The sequence below is a fragment of the Lapillicoccus sp. genome (assembly GCF_036559105.1).
Taxonomy (GTDB): Bacteria; Actinomycetota; Actinomycetes; order Actinomycetales; family Dermatophilaceae; genus Lapillicoccus.
In genome coordinates, this window is sequence record NZ_DATBTV010000051.1 from 32,007 (window position 1) to 49,685 (window position 17,679).

20 protein-coding genes and 1 pseudogene are annotated in these 17,679 nt (G+C 72.3%); 4 read left to right on the plus strand and 17 right to left on the minus strand.

Going from position 1 to position 17,679, the window contains the following annotated elements:
* Positions 1-4: 4 nt before the first annotated feature.
* From VIG79_RS06980 to glmS, 11 genes are all read right to left on the minus strand, one after another.
* Positions 5-496 carry an SRPBCC domain-containing protein gene (locus VIG79_RS06980; protein WP_331883881.1) on the minus strand — a complete coding sequence of 164 codons (492 nt, stop codon included), beginning with the start codon at positions 494-496 and terminating at the stop codon, positions 5-7.
* The gene (locus tag VIG79_RS06985; RefSeq protein ID WP_331883883.1) at positions 493-822 is read right to left on the minus strand and encodes a metalloregulator ArsR/SmtB family transcription factor; all 330 of its coding nucleotides are present in this window, start codon (positions 820-822) and stop codon (positions 493-495) included. The genes VIG79_RS06980 and VIG79_RS06985 overlap by 4 nt, the downstream gene beginning before the upstream one ends.
* A 139-nt stretch (positions 823-961) precedes the next feature.
* A complete protein-coding gene (gene tsaD / locus VIG79_RS06990) occupies positions 962-2,011 on the minus strand; it encodes a tRNA (adenosine(37)-N6)-threonylcarbamoyltransferase complex transferase subunit TsaD (RefSeq protein ID WP_331883886.1) in 1,050 nt (349 codons plus the stop codon).
* The gene (gene rimI, locus VIG79_RS06995) at positions 2,008-2,472 is read right to left on the minus strand and encodes a ribosomal protein S18-alanine N-acetyltransferase (protein ID WP_331883889.1); all 465 of its coding nucleotides are present in this window, start codon (positions 2,470-2,472) and stop codon (positions 2,008-2,010) included. Before rimI ends, tsaD begins: the two co-directional genes overlap by 4 nt.
* A complete protein-coding gene (gene tsaB, locus VIG79_RS07000; protein ID WP_331883891.1) occupies positions 2,469-3,134 on the minus strand; it encodes a tRNA (adenosine(37)-N6)-threonylcarbamoyltransferase complex dimerization subunit type 1 TsaB in 666 nt (221 codons plus the stop codon). Before tsaB ends, rimI begins: the two co-directional genes overlap by 4 nt.
* 73 nt (positions 3,135-3,207) lie before the next feature.
* Entirely contained in the window at positions 3,208-3,690 is a 483-nt protein-coding gene (gene tsaE / locus VIG79_RS07005; protein WP_331883894.1) for a tRNA (adenosine(37)-N6)-threonylcarbamoyltransferase complex ATPase subunit type 1 TsaE, read from the minus strand.
* Positions 3,687-4,949, minus strand: coding sequence for an alpha/beta hydrolase (locus VIG79_RS07010; RefSeq protein ID WP_331883897.1), 1,263 nt, complete (start codon positions 4,947-4,949; stop codon positions 3,687-3,689). Before VIG79_RS07010 ends, tsaE begins: the two co-directional genes overlap by 4 nt.
* Positions 4,946-6,091, minus strand: coding sequence for an alanine racemase (gene alr / locus VIG79_RS07015; protein WP_331883899.1), 1,146 nt, complete (start codon positions 6,089-6,091; stop codon positions 4,946-4,948). The genes VIG79_RS07010 and alr overlap by 4 nt, the downstream gene beginning before the upstream one ends.
* A gap of 55 nt (positions 6,092-6,146) precedes the next feature.
* Entirely contained in the window at positions 6,147-7,739 is a 1,593-nt protein-coding gene (locus tag VIG79_RS07020) for a bifunctional ADP-dependent NAD(P)H-hydrate dehydratase/NAD(P)H-hydrate epimerase (RefSeq protein ID WP_331883901.1), read from the minus strand.
* Positions 7,740-7,743: 4 nt separating this feature from the next.
* Positions 7,744-8,094 (minus strand): holo-ACP synthase, encoded by a 351-nt coding sequence (locus VIG79_RS07025; RefSeq protein WP_331883903.1) that lies wholly within the window; start codon positions 8,092-8,094, stop codon positions 7,744-7,746.
* Positions 8,095-8,104: 10 nt separating this feature from the next.
* The gene (gene glmS, locus VIG79_RS07030; protein ID WP_331883905.1) at positions 8,105-9,967 is read right to left on the minus strand and encodes a glutamine--fructose-6-phosphate transaminase (isomerizing); all 1,863 of its coding nucleotides are present in this window, start codon (positions 9,965-9,967) and stop codon (positions 8,105-8,107) included.
* A gap of 55 nt (positions 9,968-10,022) precedes the next feature.
* On the opposite strand from glmS, the gene coaA reads away from it, so the two are divergent.
* A complete protein-coding gene (gene coaA / locus VIG79_RS07035) occupies positions 10,023-11,033 on the plus strand; it encodes a type I pantothenate kinase (RefSeq protein WP_414672597.1) in 1,011 nt (336 codons plus the stop codon).
* Positions 11,034-11,053: 20 nt separating this feature from the next.
* Here the strand turns inward: coaA and VIG79_RS07040 are convergent, their stop codons facing one another.
* The 3 genes from VIG79_RS07040 to VIG79_RS07050 form a co-directional block, all read right to left on the minus strand.
* Positions 11,054-11,848 carry a transglycosylase SLT domain-containing protein gene (locus VIG79_RS07040; RefSeq protein WP_331883908.1) on the minus strand — a complete coding sequence of 265 codons (795 nt, stop codon included), beginning with the start codon at positions 11,846-11,848 and terminating at the stop codon, positions 11,054-11,056.
* 170 nt (positions 11,849-12,018) lie between these two features.
* Positions 12,019-13,254 carry a PhoH family protein gene (locus tag VIG79_RS07045; protein ID WP_331883927.1) on the minus strand — a complete coding sequence of 412 codons (1,236 nt, stop codon included), beginning with the start codon at positions 13,252-13,254 and terminating at the stop codon, positions 12,019-12,021.
* A gap of 264 nt (positions 13,255-13,518) precedes the next feature.
* Positions 13,519-14,280: an isoprenyl transferase gene (locus tag VIG79_RS07050; RefSeq protein ID WP_331883910.1), complete on the minus strand. Its 762-nt coding sequence runs from the start codon at positions 14,278-14,280 to the stop codon at positions 13,519-13,521.
* A 117-nt stretch (positions 14,281-14,397) separates the two neighbouring features.
* Between VIG79_RS07050 and trhA the strand changes: the two genes are divergently transcribed.
* Positions 14,398-15,156 (plus strand): PAQR family membrane homeostasis protein TrhA, encoded by a 759-nt coding sequence (gene trhA / locus VIG79_RS07055; RefSeq protein ID WP_331883913.1) that lies wholly within the window; start codon positions 14,398-14,400, stop codon positions 15,154-15,156.
* Here the strand turns inward: trhA and VIG79_RS07060 are convergent.
* Both VIG79_RS07060 and mca read right to left on the minus strand, forming a co-directional pair.
* The gene (locus tag VIG79_RS07060) at positions 15,123-15,392 is read right to left on the minus strand and encodes a hypothetical protein (RefSeq protein ID WP_331883915.1); all 270 of its coding nucleotides are present in this window, start codon (positions 15,390-15,392) and stop codon (positions 15,123-15,125) included. The two genes, trhA and VIG79_RS07060, sit on opposite strands and share 34 nt — an antisense overlap.
* Positions 15,392-16,384 carry a mycothiol conjugate amidase Mca gene (mca, locus tag VIG79_RS07065; protein WP_331883917.1) on the minus strand — a complete coding sequence of 331 codons (993 nt, stop codon included), beginning with the start codon at positions 16,382-16,384 and terminating at the stop codon, positions 15,392-15,394. The genes VIG79_RS07060 and mca overlap by 1 nt, the downstream gene beginning before the upstream one ends.
* A gap of 46 nt (positions 16,385-16,430) precedes the next feature.
* Between mca and VIG79_RS07070 the strand changes: the two genes are divergently transcribed.
* Positions 16,431-16,817: a DUF4307 domain-containing protein gene (locus VIG79_RS07070; protein WP_331883919.1), complete on the plus strand. Its 387-nt coding sequence runs from the start codon at positions 16,431-16,433 to the stop codon at positions 16,815-16,817.
* On the opposite strand, the gene VIG79_RS07075 is transcribed toward VIG79_RS07070, so the two are convergent.
* Positions 16,783-17,100 (minus strand): type IV toxin-antitoxin system AbiEi family antitoxin domain-containing protein, encoded by a 318-nt coding sequence (locus tag VIG79_RS07075; RefSeq protein ID WP_331883921.1) that lies wholly within the window; start codon positions 17,098-17,100, stop codon positions 16,783-16,785. The two genes, VIG79_RS07070 and VIG79_RS07075, sit on opposite strands and share 35 nt — an antisense overlap.
* 273 nt (positions 17,101-17,373) lie before the next feature.
* On the opposite strand from VIG79_RS07075, the pseudogene VIG79_RS07080 reads away from it, so the two are divergent.
* Positions 17,374-17,679 (plus strand): annotated as a pseudogene (locus tag VIG79_RS07080) (transcription elongation factor GreA); the annotation flags it as partial.

A 17,679-nucleotide genomic window follows, 5' to 3' on the forward strand; every position in this document is an offset into this window, starting at 1 on the left:
CCTACTAGCCGAGCTGGGCCGCATACCCCTCGTGGGCGCTGCCCCAGTCCTCGGACCAGGTGTCCTGGACCTCGCGTCCGGCGACGAGCTCGTCCAGCCGGCGCAGGTAGACGTCCCAGCCGGCGGCGTAGCCCGCCGCGCTGCTCGACGAGAGCCGGGTATGCGTGAGGCGCAGCCGGGCGCCCTCGCCGGCCGTCTCGACGGCGACGGTGACCAGCGAGGTATGCGTGGAGTGCGACCACTCCCAGCGGTACCCGCGCGGTGCGTCGCAGGAGGTGACCCGGCAGTCCGGGACGTCATCGTCGTCGAAGTGGATGGTGAACCGGCCGCCCTCGCTCAGGTCCCCGTCGACCCGTGCGAACCAGCGCGCGAGGCGCTCGGGGTCGGTCAGCGTCTCCCAGAGGTCGGCGGCGTCGGTAGCGTAGACGCGGTCGAAGGCCACCTCGGCGTCGCCGCCGGTTCGGGTGATGGTTCCCAGCAGGGGGTCGGGGGTCATGACGTCTCCTTCGGTCGGGCGGTCCGCTGGCCGCGGGCGATCTCGGTGTCCAGGGCGTCGAGCCGGTGGGACCAGAACCGGCGGACGTCGGCGCACCACTGCTCGACCTCGTCGAGCACGTCGGGACGCAGCGAGTAGATCCGGCGCTGGGCGTCCTGGCGGACGTCGACGACCTGGGCCTCGCGCAGGACGCGCAGGTGCCGGCTCACGCCCGGACGGGCGATGTGAAAGGCGAGGGCCAGCGAACCGGCGGTGGCCTCGGCGGTCGCGAGCCGCCGCACGATCTCGCGACGGGTCGGGTCGGCGAGCGCCTCCCAGATCTCCACGCCCTTGTGTACCCCGTTCGTTACGTACCCGTCAAGGTACCTATCATCCGAACTCAGAAGTTCCCCGGTTCCGCTGGCTGAGCCGGCCACAACCGACAAACAACTGAGTTCAGTGCCGGATCTGGGCCGTCTCGGTGGGCTAGGCGCGGACGAGGGTCACCGGCATCGAGGAGTCCGCCGGCAGGTCCAGCGCCGACGCGGTCATGCCGCGGGCGACCATCTGCGCGCCGAGCGCGGCCACCATGGCCCCGTTGTCGGTGCACAGGCCCGGCCGGGGGACCCGCAGCCGGATCCCGGCATCGTCGCAGCGCTCCTGCGCGAGGGCCCGTAGCCGTGAGTTCGCCGCCACGCCACCGCCGATGAGGAGGTCGTCGACCCCTTCGGACCGGCACGCGGCGACCGCCTTCCGGGTCAGTACGTCGACGACCGCCTCCTGGAAGCTCGCCGCCACGTCCGCGACCGGAACCGGCTCGCCGGCCTGCTCGCGCAGCTGGACCCACCGCGACACCGCGGTCTTGAGCCCGGAGAACGAGAAGTCGAACCGATGGCGCTCCATATCTCTCCCCCCGGTCAGTCCACGGGGGAAGTCGATCGCCACCTGGTTGCCCTCGCGCGCCGCGCGGTCGATGTAGGGCCCGCCGGGGAAGGGCAGCCCCAGCACCCGCGCCACCTTGTCGAACGCCTCCCCCGCGGCGTCGTCGATGGTCGCCCCCAGCGGCCGCACGTCGGCGGTCACGTCGGGGACGAGCAGCAGCGAGGAGTGGCCGCCGCTGACCAGAAGTGCGAGACACGGTTCGGGAAGCGGGCCGTGCTCGACGACGTCGACGGCCACGTGCGACGCGAGGTGGTTCACGCCGTAGAGGGGCGTCCCGAGGCCGACGGCCAGCGCCTTGGCCGCGGCCACGCCGACCAGCAGCGCCCCGGCGAGACCGGGTCCCGCCGTGACGGCGATCGCGTCGAGGTCGGCCAGCCGGACCCCGGACTCGCGGCACGCGCGCTCGATGGTCGGGACCATCGCCTCGAGGTGCGCGCGGCTGGCCACCTCCGGCACCACCCCGCCGAACCGGGCGTGCTCGTCCACGCTGCTCGCCACGGCGTCCACCAGCAGGGTGGAACCGCGCACGATCCCGACACCGGTCTCGTCGCAGGACGTCTCGATGCCGAGGACGAGGGGCTCGTCGGGCGTCATGGCGCCTCCGCCAGCCGGCGGCGCATGACGACGGCGTCGACGTCGGGCCCTCCGGGCTGCCGGTAGTACCGACGGCGCACCGACACCTCCTCGAAGCCGTGCCGTTCGTAGAGCCGCCGCGCCGCCACGTTGTCGGCGCGCACCTCGAGCATCACCGACCCGGCCCCGTCGTCCGCCGCAAGCCGGACCAGCTCACCGAGCAGCACGTCACCCAGCCCGCGCCCCCGCCGGGCCGGGACGACGGCCACCGTCATGACGTCGGCGACGTCCCCGCCGTGGTCCAGACCCGCATACCCCTGGACTCCCTCGTCCCCCTCGAGGAGCAGGTATGCGCGTCGCGGCCGGCCCGCGAGCTCGCCCCACCAGGTCTCGACGGTCCACGCGTCGTCGGCGAACAGCTCGGTCTCGAGCACCGCCAGCTGCGGGATGTCACGCCAGGTCACCTCGCGGAGGGTGCTCATCCGAGGGCCGACTTCGTCGAGACCGACGGAGCGGCGTCCGGGCGGCGCAGGTAGAAAGGCTCGTGCTCGTCGAGCCGGTCGCCGGCCGCGAGGCGCCGGGCGACGAGGTCCGCGAGGGCCGCCGCGGAGACGTCGAGCGGTCCGTCGAGCGGCGACCCGAAGGCGTCCGGGTAGAGCAGGGGCCCGCGACCGACAGCCGGTAGGCCGGCCACGTCGGCCGGCAGGTCCGCGGGCTTCGTGACGTGCGGGCCGTCCACCCGCATGGGTACGCCGCCGGCCCCCGGCGCGTACCTCGCCCAGTAGACCTCCTTGCGGCGCGCGTCGGTGGCGACCAGCAGCTCAGAGTGGAGACCCGTTTGGTAGGCGAGGGCGTCCAGGCTGCAGACCCCGTGGAGTCGGGCGCCGGTCGCCAGCGCGAGCGTCCGGGCGGTGACGATGCCGACCCGCAGACCGGTGAACGGACCCGGTCCGAGGCCGCAGACCACGTCGGTCAGGTCGGCCGGGGCCGCGCCGGCCTCGTCGAGGACCCGGGTGATGCCCGGCGCGAGATGCTCCGCGTGGCCTCGGGCGTCGAGGGTGGTCGCCTCGGCGAGCGTCCGTGACCTGTCGTGGACCGCCACGGTGATCGCCGTCGTCGACGTGTCGATGGCGAGCAGCAGCACCCGCGCAGGCTACCCACCTTCCGGACGCCCGTTGTTGCCGGTTCCGGGCGCGTGGCGCCGCCGAAACCGGCAGCTACGACGGTCCGGAAGTGGAGAGGTCGGCCAACCAGCGGTCACCGAACCCGGTCAGGCTCAGCGTCCGGGTCTCGTCGGCGCCGGCCGTCAGCACGACCTCGAGGTAGGCGTCGGCCAACCGCTCGGCGACGCCGTGCCCCCACTCCACGACGGTGACGCTGTCGGCCACGTCGGTGTCGAGGTCGAGGTCGTCGAGCTCGAGAGCCCCGCCGAGCCGGTATGCGTCGACGTGCACCAGCGCCGGGCCGCCCACGGTCGACGGGTGGACGCGAGCGATGACGAACGTCGGCGAGGTGACCGGACCGCGCACCCCCAGCCCGGCACCGATCCCCTGCGTCAGCGTCGTCTTCCCCGCTCCGAGGCCGCCGGTGAGGACGACGAGGTCACCAGCCCGCAGCAGCCGACCGAGCCGCATACCGAACGCGTGGGTGTCCTCAGAGGAGGCCAGGGTCACCCGCGACGGCAGGCCGTCACGCCTCACGACGCCTCGCGGCGTCGCTCCTGCGTGGGCCGGCTCCTCGCAGCAGGCTGGTTCTGGTTGCCGCTCATGCTGTCGGCGGCGGTGTCCATCCGCACCAGTCCGCGCTCGATCCGGCGCTTCTTGTCGACGTCGGTGACGACCTGGCGGACCCGCGGGACGAGGTCGGCCGGCATGTGCTCGTCCTCGCGCTTGGCGGCGCGGTCCATCAGCGCGTGGAGCTGCTGGTTGAGCAGGTCCGGGTGCTCGAGCATGATGACGTGCCCGGCGTCGCGGACGATGACGTGCTGGGCGCCGGGGAGGGCGCGGACGATCGCGGCACTGTGCTCCGGCGGCGTGAGGATGTCGTGCTCGCCGTTGAAGACGAGCGTCTCGCAGCCGTCGAAGGCGACCAGTCCGCCGGTCTGGTCGTAGTCGTCGAATGCCGGTGTGAAGGACGACATCACCGTGAGGTTGGTGCCGAGGAGCATCTTCGACGCCAGCAGGACCACGCTGCGGGGTACCGGCGACGCGAAGGAGTACCGCTCCACGAGGAACTCGGCGAGGTCCGAGTTCGCCGAGAGGAGGCCCTTGAGCAGATCGGGACGGTGCTCGAACACGCCGGCGACCTGGGGGCCGAGCCGCTCCAGCAGCAGCCGACCGGCGGACGCCGCCAGCCCGCCCGACGCGAGCGGCATACCGCCGGCCGACGTCGAGATGGCACCGAAGGCGACCACCCGCTCGCGGACGAGGTCCGGGTCCGTGGCGCCGAGGGCCATCGTCGTCATGCCGCCCATCGAGTGGCCGACCAACGCCAACGGCCCGTCCGGTGCGGCGGCTTCGATGACGGAGTTCAGGTCCTCGCCGAGCTGGGCGATGGTGTAGGACGACGGCCCGCCGCGTCCCGACCGGCCGTGACCGCGCTGGTCCCAGACGACGACGCGGTACCCCGCCCAGCGCAGGTAGCGCCGCTGGAAGACCCAGCACTCCGACGTCAGGCAGTAGCCGTGCGACATGACGACGGTCGGTCGCGGCAGACCGAGCTCGTCGATCCCGTCCCCGGACTTCGGCTCGTCGATCTCGACGTGCAGGGCGACCCCGTCGGTCGCTTCGACGACCAGCTCGCGGCTGGGCACCTCCACCAGACTTGCGCCGGTCTCGAGGGCGTCCTGGCGGCGCCGGTGCGTGCGGTCGGCCACAAAGCCCGCGGCCGCAGCGGCGCCGGCGACACCGAGGCCGATGCCCAGGCCGATGAGGCCGTTCCTGCTCGAGCTCGAGCTCACGCGTGCCCTCCGACGTACACCCTGGGCACCCGTGGCCCGATCCGCGTCACGATCTCATAGCTGATGGTCCCTGTCGCGTCTGCCCACCCCTGCGCGGACGGTCCCTCGGGGTCGGCCCCGAACAGCACCACCTCGTCGCCCTCCCGCGCCGTCGAGTCGGGGCCCAGGTCGACCACGAACTGGTCCATGCACACCCGGCCGGCGACAACGTTCGGGACGCCCTGCACCGACACCGGGCCGACGTTCGTGGCGTTGCGGGGGATGCCGTCGGCATACCCGAGGGGTACCAACCCGAGCACCGTCTCCCGCGGGGTGAGGTAGGCGTGGCCGTACGACACCCCCTGGCCGGCCGGGACGCGCTTCACCAGGGACAGCCGCGCGACGACGGTCATGGCCGGGGTCAGCCCGTAGGCCTCGGGGCCGCCGAGCTGCGGGACCGGGGTCAGTCCGTAGACGGCGATGCCGGGGCGGACCAGGTCGTAGTGGACGGACGCGTTGGTGAGGGTGGCGGCGGAGTTCGCCAGGTGCCGGACCTCGAGCTCGCAGCCGGCCGCCTCGACGGCCCGGACCGCCTCCTCGAAGACCTCGCGCTGCCGGCGGACGGTCGGGTGGTCGGGTTCGTCGGCGTAGGCGAAGTGCGACCACACCCCGACGACCCGGACGGCGCCCTCGGCCTCGTGGAGGCGGGCCGCGGCGACGAGGTCGAGGAAGTCCTGCCCGTAGGCGCCGTTGCGTCCGAGGCCGGTGTCGGCCTTGAGGTGGACCCGGGCGGTCCGGCCGGTGGCTCGGGCGGCGGTGACGATGTCGTCGAGCGCCCACGGGGCGGACGCCCCGACGTCGATGTCGCGGGTCAGGGCGGCGCCGAAGTCGTTGCCCGGGACGTGCAGCCAGGTGAAGATCCGACCCGCGACCCCCGCGTCGCGCAGCGCGACCGCCTCGGGCTGCTGGGCGGTACCCAGCCAGGTGGCGCCACCGGCCTGAGCGGCCCGAGCCGCCGGGAGGAGCCCGTGCCCGTAGCCGTCGGCCTTGACCACGGCCATCAGCTCCGCCGTCGCCGACCGCTCGTGGAGCGCGCGAACGTTGGCCGTGATGGCGTCGAGGTCGACGACCGCGGCGCCGGGCGCACCCACGGGCAGGTTCACGGGGTCAGTGTGTCAGGCGGGACCCCTGTTTCCGGTGGAGGTAGATCCGAGCGCACTAGCGCTCGCCCCACCCTCCACCCGACCGGCGCAGCAGCGCCGCGACGGTCTCCGGTATGCGCCGGGCCACCTCGCTGATCCGCACCGGCCCGCCCGGGTTGGTCCGGTCCGCCGCGACCCCGTGGACGAGCGCGCCGAGGGCGCCGGCGTCGAGGGGGTCGAGGCCCGCCGCGAGGAGGGTGCCGAGGAGGCCGCCGAGCACGTCGCCCGCGCCGGCCGTGCCCACCCACGCGGGCGCGTCGGCCTGACTGCGCACCGGGCGCGACGGGTCGGCGCTGACCACAAGGGTGTGCGACCCCTTGAGCAGCACGGTGCAGCCGGTCCGCTCGGCGGCCTCGCGAGCGTGGGCCAGCGGGGCACTCGTGACCTCTGCGCGGGTGACCTCCTCGCCGCGGAGCCGGGACAGCAGCCGGGCCAGCTCCCCGGCGTGAGGGGTGAGGAGGGTGGGCGCCGAGCGGTGGTCGAGCAGCTCCAGCGCGCCCGCGTCCACCACGACGGGCAGGTCGGAGGCCAGCGCCTCCTGCACGTGGTGCTTCTGCTCGGCCACCCCCTTGGCCCGGCTGGTCGGGTCGAAGCCCGACCCGCATACCCACGCCTGCACCCGACCCTCAGCGGTGACCGCCTCCGGCGCCGCGGCGTGGACGAGCGCCTGGACCTCCGGCGGCCCGAGGTAGCGCACCATCCCCGGCCCGGCCCCGAGGGCGCCGAGCACGCTCAGCACGGCCGCGCCCGGGTAGGTCGGCGTGCCCGCGACGACGCCGACCACGCCCCGTGAGTACTTGTCCGAGCTGGCGCCGGGCACCGGCCAGAGCCGCCGAACGTCGTCGAAGGTCAGCCGCTCCACGACCGGCCGGTATGCGGCTTCTCCCCCTTCCGGACGCGCGGTGTTCTCGGTTTCGGCCGCGCCGGCGCCTCGAAACCGAGAACTACGGCTGTCCGGAAGCGGGGAAGCGTCGGGGCGGGCCAGGTCGAGGCCGATGTCGATCACGGTCAGCCGACCCACGGCCGGCTCCGTCGCGGGCAGGAGGTGGACCGGTTTGGCGACGCCGAAGGTGACCGTCTCGTCAGCGAACACGGCGTCGCCAAGGACCACCTCGCCCGCGGGGTCGGCCCCACTCGGAAGGTCAACGGCAATGACCCAGGCGTCCTCGGGGATCTCGTCGACCCATCCGGCGGCCTCCTCGGAGAGCCCCGGGCGGCCGCCGATCCCCAGCAGCCCGTCGACCACGACGTCGGCCTCGGCGAGCAACCCGCGTCGCTCGGCACCGTCCGCCTCCGGGTCGGCAGGGAGCAGCGCCACGCCGGCCTCCAGCGCCGCCGCGAGCCCACCCGCGTGGGCCGTCGCCGTGTGCACCGCTGCGACCGCAAAACCGCGCTCGGCGAGGTCGGCCAACGCATACAGGGCGTCGCCGCCGTTGTTGCCGGACCCCACCAGGCCGACGACCCGCATCCCCTGCCGTTCCTCGAGGCGGGCGGCGACCACGGCGGCCAAGCCCTGCGCGGCGCGCGCCATCAGCTCGCCCTCGGGCAGCCCGGCCATGGCGGCCTCCTCGGCAGCGCGGACGTCGGCAACGGCGTAGGCCTCGATCACGTCCCTAGCCTTCCGCCACGACGACCGCCGACGCGATCCCGGCGTCGTGCGACAGGGACAGGTGGAACGACGAGACGCCGAGGTCGTCGGCCCGCGCCTCGACGGTGCCGGACACCCGCAGCGACGGTCGCCCGGAGGAGTCCTGGACCACGGTGGCGTCGAGCCAGCGCAGCCCCACGGGCGCGCCGAGCGACTTGGCCAGCGCCTCCTTGGCGGCGAACCGGGCGGCCAGCGACGCGAGCCCGAGCCCGCGCTCGGTCTCGGTGAACAGCCGCTCTCGCAGGGCCGGCGTCCGCTCGAGCGTCAGCCCGAACCGCTCGATGTCCACCACGTCGATGCCGACGCCGATGATCACTCGGCGCCGCTCATTCCACCGTGACCGACTTCGCGAGGTTGCGTGGCTGGTCGACGTCCAGGCCCTTCGCCGACGCCAGCTCGCAGGCGAACACCTGGAGCGGCACGACCGTGAGCAGCGGCGCGAGCAGGGTCGAGACCGCCGGCACGCGGATGATCTCGTCGGCGAACGGGACCACGTCCTCGTCGCCCTCCTCGGCGACGACGATGGTCCGCGCGCCGCGGGCCCGGATCTCCTGGATGTTGGAGACGACCTTGCCGTGCAGCCCGTTCGCCGTGGACGGCGACGGGACGACGACGAAGACCGGCTGCCCGGGCTCGATGAGGGCGATCGGCCCGTGCTTGAGCTCGCCCGCCGCGAACCCCTCCGCGTGGATGTAGGCAAGCTCCTTGAGCTTGAGCGCGCCCTCCAGAGCCACGGGGTATCCCACGTGCCGGCCGAGGAACAGCACCGCCCGGGTGTCGGCCATGAACCGGGCGACCTCGCGGACCCGGTCCATCGAGTCGAGCACCGTCTGGATCTTCGCCGGGACCCCCTGCAGCTCGGCCATGACCCCGGCCGCCGCCGCCGCCCCGACCTCGCCGCCGCGCAGCTGAGCCAGGTAGAGCCCGAGGAGGTAGGTCGCCGTGATCTGGGCGAGGAACGCCTTGGTCGACGCGACGGCGATCTCCGGCCCGGCGTGGGTGTAGAGCACCGCGTCGGACTCACGCGGGATGGTCGCGCCGTGGGTGTTGCAGATCGAGATGGTGAGGGCGCCGAGCTCGCGGGCGTGCTTGACCGCCATCAGCGTGTCCATCGTCTCGCCGGACTGGCTGATCGAGACGACCAGCGTCCGGCCGTCGATCACCGGGTCGCGGTAGCGGAACTCGTGCGCCAGCTCGACCTCGCACGGGATCCGGGTCCAGTGCTCGATGGCGTACTTCGCGATCATCCCCGCATAGGAAGCGGTCCCGCACGCGACGACGACAATCTTGTCGACGTTGCGCAGGGCGGTCTCGGAGATCCGCAGCTCGTCGAGGACCAGGCGGCCGGACTGGTCCGTCCGCCCGAGGAGGGTGTCCGCGACCGCGTGCGGCTGCTCCTGGATCTCCTTGGTCATGAAGTTCGGGTAGCCGCCCTTCTCGGCGGCAGCGGCGTCCCAGTCGACGTAGAAGGGCTTGCCCTCGACGGGCGCGCCGTCGAACCCGATCACGCTCACCGAGTCGGGGGTGATCGTCGCGATCTGGTCCTGGCCGAGCTCCAGGGCGTCGCGGGTGTGGCCGATGAACGCCGCGACGTCGGAGCCGAGGAAGTTCTCGCCGTCGCCGAGCCCGACGACCAGCGGGCTGTTGCGGCGCGCCCCGACCACGACGCCCGGGGTGTCCGCGTGGATCGCGAGCAACGTGAAGGCGCCGTCGAGGTCCTGGACGGCCAGGCGCATCGCCTCGGTGAGGTCCTGGGTCTCGTCGAACGCCCTCGCCACCAGGTGGGCCGCCACCTCGGTGTCGGTCTCCGACGTGAACTGCACGCCGTCGTCGACGAGCTTGGCCTTGAGGCCGTGGAAGTTCTCGATGATCCCGTTGTGGATCAGGGCCAGCTTGCCGTCGGAGCCCCCACGGTGCGGGTGCGCGTTGTTGTCGGTCGGTCCGCCGTGGGTGGCCCAGCGGGTATGCCCGATGCCGGTGCTCGACGGGGGCAACGGGTGGGTGACGAGCGCCTCACGCAGGTTCCCGAGCTTGCCGGCCCGCTTCTGCGTGGCGACGTGGTCGCCGTCGACCAGGGCGACGCCGGCAGAGTCGTACCCGCGGTACTCGAGCCGGGCGAGGCCCTCCATGACCACGTCGAGAGCCTGGCCGTCGACGTTCGGGCCGACGTAGCCCACGATGCCGCACATGGTGGCGAGCCTAACGGGGGCGACGGGCTCCGTCCTGAGACCCGGGTACGCCACAATGAGCGCCGTGACGCAGGACACCAGCGCCGACTGGCTCGGTCAGCAGGTCGGGCACCAGGTGCTCGAACGCGGCGGCGTCCTCTCGCCCTACATCGAGCTGGACCGCGAGACGTGGTCGCGGCTGCGCGAGAACCACCCGATGAGCCTCACCGCGGACGACGTCGCCCGACTACGAGGCCTCGGTGACCCGCTGGACATGAAGGAGATCGAGGACGTCTACCTGCCCATCTCCCGACTGCTCAACTACTACGTCGGGGCGATCAGCAGCCTGCACGACGTCACCAGCGAGTTCCTCGGTGAGCAGCCGCCGCGGACTCCCTTCGTCATCGGTGTCGCGGGGTCGGTCGCAGTGGGCAAGTCGACGACCTCTCGCATCCTGCGCGAGCTGCTCTCCCACTGGCCGGACACCCCACGCGTCCAGCTGGTCACCACGGACGGGTTCCTCTTCCCGAACGCCGAGCTCGAACGCCGGAACATCATGGCGCGCAAGGGGTTCCCTGAGTCGTACGACCGCCGGGCCCTGATGCGGTTCGTCGCCGAGATCAAGTCGGGTGTTCCCGAGGTCTCGGCACCGGTCTACTCGCACCTCACCTACGACATCGTGAGCGACGAGCGCATCGTCGTCCGGAGCCCCGACGTGCTCATCGTCGAGGGACTCAACGTTCTACAACCTCCGAGCGCCCGCTTCGACGGCAGCGTCGGGGTCGCGGTCAACGACTACTTCGACTTCACGGTCTACGTCGACGCCGAGACCGAGGACGTGGAGCACTGGTACGTCGAGCGGTTCCTCCGCCTGCGGGAGACCGCGTTCGCCGACCCGGACTCGTACTTCCACCGGTATGCGGTGCTCACCGACGAGCAGGCCGAGGCCACGGCCGCCCGGATCTGGCGGGAGATCAACGGCCCGAACCTCGTCGAGAACATCCTCCCGACGCGGTACCGCGCCACGCTCGTCCTCGTCAAGGGCCGGGACCACAGCGTGGAGAAGGTCCGGCTTCGCAAGCTCTGAGCCGCTGGGACGTCAGGCGCTCAGTACCAGCCGGTCGACTGCGAGTGCGCCCACGCGCCGCAGGGCGTGCCGTAGGTCTGCTTGATGTAGCCGAGACCCCACCTGATCTGGGTCACCGGGTTGGTGCGGTAGTCCCCTCCGGCGCTCGCCATCTTCGAGGCGGGCAGGGACTGCGGGATCCCGTATGCGCCGGACGGGTTCGTCGCCGTGTAGGCCCAGTTGCTCTCCCGGGTCCACAGCGAGCTGAGGCAGGAGAACTGGCTGTCGGCGAAGCCGAACTCGGCCAGCATGGCGCGCGCGGCGGCCTTGGGGTCCTGCTTCGCGGTGGCGGCGACCGACTGCCGCTGGGCGTCTCGGGCCGCCTGGTCGGCGGCGGCCTGTCGCTCGGCCTCGGCGGCGTCGGCAGCGGCCTTGGCGGCGGCGGCATCGGCGGCAGCCTTGGCGGCGACGTCGGCCTCGGCGCGGGCGTCGCGAACCTCTGCCCGGTGGGTGGAGAGGTCACCGGTGTCGGCCCGGTAGGACACCGCCTCGAGCGCGGCCTGCGGCGGGAGAGTCGTGGGCGGTGCGCCGACGAGCGCGATGGCGCCGTCGGCGGCCCTGGTGGTCACCACGTCGACGGCACCGATAGGCAGCAGCGACAGGGCGACGACCGCTCCGGTGGCCCGGGCCACCCCTGAGCGCCGGGACCGCGCTGCCGGCGAGCCGACCGTCGGCGAGGCGTGGCCCAGCTCGAGCGTCGTGGGCGCGGTCGGCACCTCGGGCACCGCGCCGGCCGAGGGGTCGACGTCACGGTGACGACCCGCGTACCGCGACATGCACTGACCTCTTCTGCCGTCCTGGCGTTACCGAACTGAGACCTTTCGGTTCCACCGTGCCAGACCGGACGGGTGCCGCCAAATCGGGCGGCGGCCGTGCGCGGGTGCGGGTGCGGGTGGGAACGGCCGGGATTCCGACCGTTCCCACCCGCACCCGACGCGTCGTCCCGCTACGGGTCGAGGCCCTCCAGCAGGTCGGTGACCAGCGCGGCGATCGGGCTGCGCTCGCTGCGGGTCAGGGTGATGTGGGCGAACAGGGGGTGGCCCTTCATGGCCTCGATGACCGCCGCCACGCCGTCGTGCCGGCCCACCCGCAGGTTGTCGCGCTGGGCGACGTCGTGGGTGAGGACCACCTTGGAGTTCTGGCCGATGCGGGACAGGACGGTGAGCAGGACGTTGCGCTCCAGCGACTGGGCCTCGTCGACGACGACGAACGCGTCGTGCAGCGACCGGCCGCGGATGTGCGTAAGCGGGAGCACCTCGAGCATCCCGCGGTCGAGGACCTCCTCCACGACCTCGGTCGAGACCAGCGCGCCGAGCGTGTCGAACACCGCTTGACCCCAGGGGCCCATCTTCTCGGCCTCAGTGCCTGGGAGGTACCCGAGCTCCTGGCCGCCGACCGCATACAGCGGCCGGAAGACGACGACCTTGCGGTGCTGGCGTCGCTCCATGACCGCCTCCAGCCCGGCACACAGGGCCAGCGCGGACTTTCCGGTACCGGCCCGGCCGCCGAGGCTGACGATCCCGACGTCGGGGTCGAGGAGCAGGTCGAGGGCGATCCGCTGCTCGGCGGACCGACCGTGCAGGCCGAACGCGTCACGGTCGCCGCGGACCAGCCGGATCTGCTTGTCGGCGCCGACCCGGCCGAGGCCGCTGCCGCGCGGTGACAGCAGGACGAGTCCGGTGTGGCACGGCAGCTCGGCGGCCGCCGGGTGCTCGACGCGGCCGACCTCGTAGAGCCGGTCCATCTCCTCGACGGTGACGTCGAGCTCGGTCATCCCGGTCCAGCCCGAGTCGACGGCGAGCTCGGCGCGGTACTCCTCGGCGTCCAGGCCGACCGCGGACGCCTTGACCCGCATCGGCAGGTCCTTGCTGACGACGGTGACGTCGAAGCCCTCGGCGGACAGGTTCTTGGCGACCGACAGGATGCGGGTGTCGTTGTCCCCCAGGCGGAACCCGGCCGGCAGGATCTGCGGGTCGGTGTGGTTCAGCTCGACCCGGAGGGTCCCCCCGTCCTGGCCGACCGGCACCGGGCGGTCGAGCCGGCCCTCCTGGATCCGCAGGTCGTCGAGCAGCCGCAGGGCCTGGCGGGCGAAGTAGCCGAGCTCCGGATGGTGCCGCTTGCCCTCCAGCTCGGTGACCACGACCACCGGGAGCACGACCTCGTGCTCCTTGAACCGGAGCATCGCCTTGGGGTCCGAGAGGAGGACCGAGGTGTCGAGGACGAAGGTTTTGTGGCTGGAGGTCACGTGCGGCTCCTCACGGCGCGCCGTGGTGAGCGCGACCTGCTCGCGATCGGTCGACCGGGCCCGGATGACGCCCGGCGTCAGGACTGACGGTACGTCCCGACCCGGGGTAGCGACCGACTTCGGGGCGCGTGTCGCCCGGGGTGTCCGACAAGTTCACCTGCCGGAAACACCGGGCGTATGCGGCGAACTCCGGTCGAGGCCTCAGTGGCCGAAGCGACGCTCCCGGTCCGCGTACGAGCGGAGCGCGCGGAGGAAGTCGACGTGCCGGAAGTCCGGCCAGTACGCCTCGCAGAAGTAGAACTCCGACTTGGCGCTCTGCCACAGCAGGAACCCGCCGAGACGCTGCTCGCCCGAGGTGCGGATCACGAGGTCCGGGTCGGGCTGGCCCTTGGTGTAGAGGTGCTGCTCGATCTCCTCGACCGAGATGGAGTCGGCGATCTGGTCCACCGGGGTGCCGTGGGCGGCGTGCTCGAGGATCAGCGACCGCACGGCGTCGGCGATCTCGCGTCGGCCGCCGTACCCCACGGCCACGTTGACGTGCAGCCCGTCGATCCCCCGGGTCGCCTCCGCGGACGCCTTGAGCGACTGCGCGGTCTCCGCCGGGAGCAGGTCGAGCGCCCCGATGGGGTGCAGCCGCCAGCGGCCCTCGATGGCGAGGTCGGCGACCGCCGTCTCGATGATCTTCAGGAGCGGAACGATCTCCTTCTTGCTGCGCCCGAGGTTGTCGGTCGAGAGCAGCCACAGGGTGACGACCTCGACCCCGGCCTCCTCGCACCACCGCAGGAGGTGCTTGATCTTGTCGGCGCCGGCCTGGTGACCGTCGACGGTCTCGAACCCGTTCTCGCGGGCCCAGCGACGGTTGCCGTCGAGCATGACCCCGATGTGCCGGGGCACGTCCTCCGGCCGGATCTGCTTGGCCAGCCGACGCTCATAGGCTCCGTAGAGCACGTCGGTCAATGGCACGCAGCCCACGGTACCCCCGGCCCTCGCGATGTGGCGGTCACGCGGGTGGCGCCGGTGTGGCCGCCCTCACAACCTACGGGTGCGTAACCTACGGTTCCGTAAGTTAGACTCCTCGGTATGCGTCAGCCGCCCGCCTCCTCAGCCTCGTCAGAGACCCCTGGGGACTCCACGCCGGAGTCGACGGCGGACGCGGTCGGCGACGCCGCCCGGGACCTCGTGGCCGCGGTCAAACCCCGCCTCCGGGGCTGGCTGCACGCCGGCATCTTCCCCCTCGCGCTCGCGGCTGGCATCGTGCTGAGCGTGCTGGCCCCCGACGGCGCTCCCAAGGTCGGCGCCATCGTCTTCACCGTCACTGCGGCGCTGCTGTTCGGCACCTCGGCGGTCTACCACCGGGGCCACTGGTCGGCCCGGATGTCCGGGATCCTCAAGCGCCTGGACCACTCCAACATCTTCCTCATCATCGCCGGCAGCTACACGCCCTTCGCGCTGTCCCTGCTCCCCCCGGACCAGGCCCGCACGCTGTTGCTGATCGTCTGGAGCGGAGCGCTGGGCGGCGTGCTGTTCCGGGTGTTCTGGGTGGGCGCCCCACGGTGGCTCTACACGCCGATCTACGTGGCACTCGGCTGGGTCGCCGTCTTCTACTTCGGTCCGCTGCTGCACTTCGGCGGCCCGGCCGTGGTCACCCTCATCGCGGTCGGCGGCGTCCTCTACACGCTCGGCGCCGTCGTCTACGGCACCAAGCGGCCGAACCCGTCGCCGCGCTGGTTCGGGTTCCACGAGATCTTCCACGCCTTCACGGTGCTGGCCTTCGTCGCGCACTACGTCGCAGTCTCGCTCGCGGTCTACGGCGCGGGATCGGCCCTGTCCGCGTCCTGAGCCGGCTCGGGCTCGGGCTCGACCACGGGCTCGTCCTGAGGCCGTTGAGGCCGTTCGGCCGCCTCGCGCTCGGCCTCCCGGGCCTCGAGGTCGGCCACCCGCTGCTGCTCCTTGTAGGCCATGCGGCGCATCCGCCCGTTCATGTTGCGCATGAGCAGCCACAGCACGACCGCCAGGACGAAGAACGCGATGAACGCGCCCAGCCCGGGACCGATCGACGTCGAGGGGGTGTCCATCAGGCCGGTGAGACCACGTGGCCGGAGGTGCTGGCCAGCCGCTCCAGCGCGCCCGCTGGGTCCGGTCGGACGTCGCGGACCGGCTCCACACCGGACTTGACCGCCAGCGCGTCGGCCTCCCGGACCGACCCCAGTCCCGCGAACAGGTCGTCCTCGGGGAGCTGCACCGGCGCATACGAGACGACCAGCTCGTACTCCTCGGTCGGCCACCCCTCGCGTACCAGGTCCCGCGGCGCGTGGAACCAGCCGCCGTCCGGGTCCACCTGCGTGGCGTGGGCCAGCAGGGCGCGGTCGCGCAGGTCGAAGTACTCGGCGCACTCGACCCTGGTCGTCACATCGCGGTCCGGCCGCTTCCAGTCCTTGAGCCAGTCGCCGTAGTCGGACTCGATACCCGCCTCGGTCATGAGGTCGTAGAGCCGCTGGATGCGCTCCCGGGTGGTCGTCGCGAGGTAGTAGAGCTTCAGCGGCTGCCAGGGCTCGCCGGCGTGCGGGTATGCGGTGGGGTCCGCGGCCGCGGCGAACGCGGACATCGAGACGACGTGGCAGTTGACGTGGTCGGGATGGGGGTAGCCGCCGGTCTCGTCGTAGGTGACCAGGACGTGCGGCCGGAACTCGCGGATCACCCGGACCAGGGCCTCGGTGGTCACCGCGATCGGTTCGGCCGCGAAGCAGCCCTCCGGGAGCGGCGGGAGCGGGTCGCCCTCGGGCAGTCCGGAGTCGACGAAGCCGAGCCACGTGTGCTCGATGCCGAGGATCTCCTGCGCGGCCCGCATCTCGTCGCGGCGGACCTGGGCCATGTCGCGCAGGATGTGCGGGTCGTCCTTCAGCCGGGGGTTGAGGATGTCGCCGCGCTCGCCACCCGTGCACGACACGACCATCACCTGCTCGCCCTCATGGACGTACTTCGCCAGTGACGCCGCACCCTTGCTCGACTCGTCGTCGGGGTGGGCGTGGACCGACAGCAGCCGCAGACCTCGGGGCTCCACCGTCACGTACCTCCGCGTCCTACCGTCCGGCGTCGTTCTACGGTGAGCCATCATGTCACCGCCCGAACCGCCGCCCGCGGCCCCTGTCGACACACGGCACCGTCGTGCCTGGACGGTGACCGGCGCCGTGGTGGGTGCGGTGTTCGCGGTGCTGATCGGGTGGTGGACGCTGCGCAACGAGGGCCAGCGGATCACCGCCACGACGATCGGCTACAAGATCGAGAGCGACACCTCGGTGCTGGTCAGCTTCGACGTGTCCCGCCCGCCGGGGCTGGCGGTCACCTGCTCGGTACGTGCGATGGACGGCCACTTCACCGTCGTCGGGACCGCCGACATCGCGGTCCCGCCCGAGGGCGAACAGGTCGTCCACCTGCAGAAGGCCGTTCGCACCACCAGTCGAGCGGTCACCGGCGTCGTCCAGGACTGCGTCCGCACCTGACCCGCCGCCCGCGGCCTGCTCCCGGCCCGCCCCCGGCCTGCTCCCGGCCCGCCCCGGCCTGCTCCCGGCCGAGCGGAACCGTGAGGTAGACGCCGCGCCGGACCGATACCCACCGCTGCGTGCGCAACCGGTGGCCGATCGCCCGGTCGCTCAGCCCTGCGCTCAGGGACTGGGCTCGGGTGACGAGGCCTCGTTGCTGCGCGACCACCGCCATCAGTGCCTCGAGGTCGTGCGGCACCGGTGGGGCGCCGAGCGGCGGCCCGAAGATGTCCGGATCGGTCACCCCGGCAGCATCACGGAGCCGGTCCCACCGACGATCCGGTCACCCACAGTCCAGCAGGAACCGGCCAGGAGTGGGATGGTGGACGAACACCCACCTCGGGAGGGCGGTAACCGTTCACGGTCCCCAGCCGCGCCGTCCCGCCAGGCCGCCACCACGTGCGTCGGCCTTCCCGACTTTGTTACCCTGAGACCTTCACGCCGTAGCAAACCGGGTCTGGACCTCACGGGTCCAGACCCTTTCGTTAGGCGTCAACGCACTACCAAGGAGCATGACGTGACCGAGACAGCGACCCAGAGTTTCCTGACCCAGGAGGCCTACGACCGCCTGTCGGCGGAGCTGGCGCACCTGTCCGGCGAGGGCCGCACAGAGATCGCCAAGCGCATCGAGGCGGCCCGCGAGGAGGGCGACCTCAAGGAGAACGGCGGCTACCACGCCGCCAAGGAGGAGCAGGGCAAGATGGAGGCCCGCATCCGCCAGCTGACCCAGCTCCTGGAGAACGCCAAGGTCGGCGAGACCCCCAAGGACAACGGGATCGTCGAGCCGGGGATGATCGTCACCGTCGAGATGTTCGGCGACGAG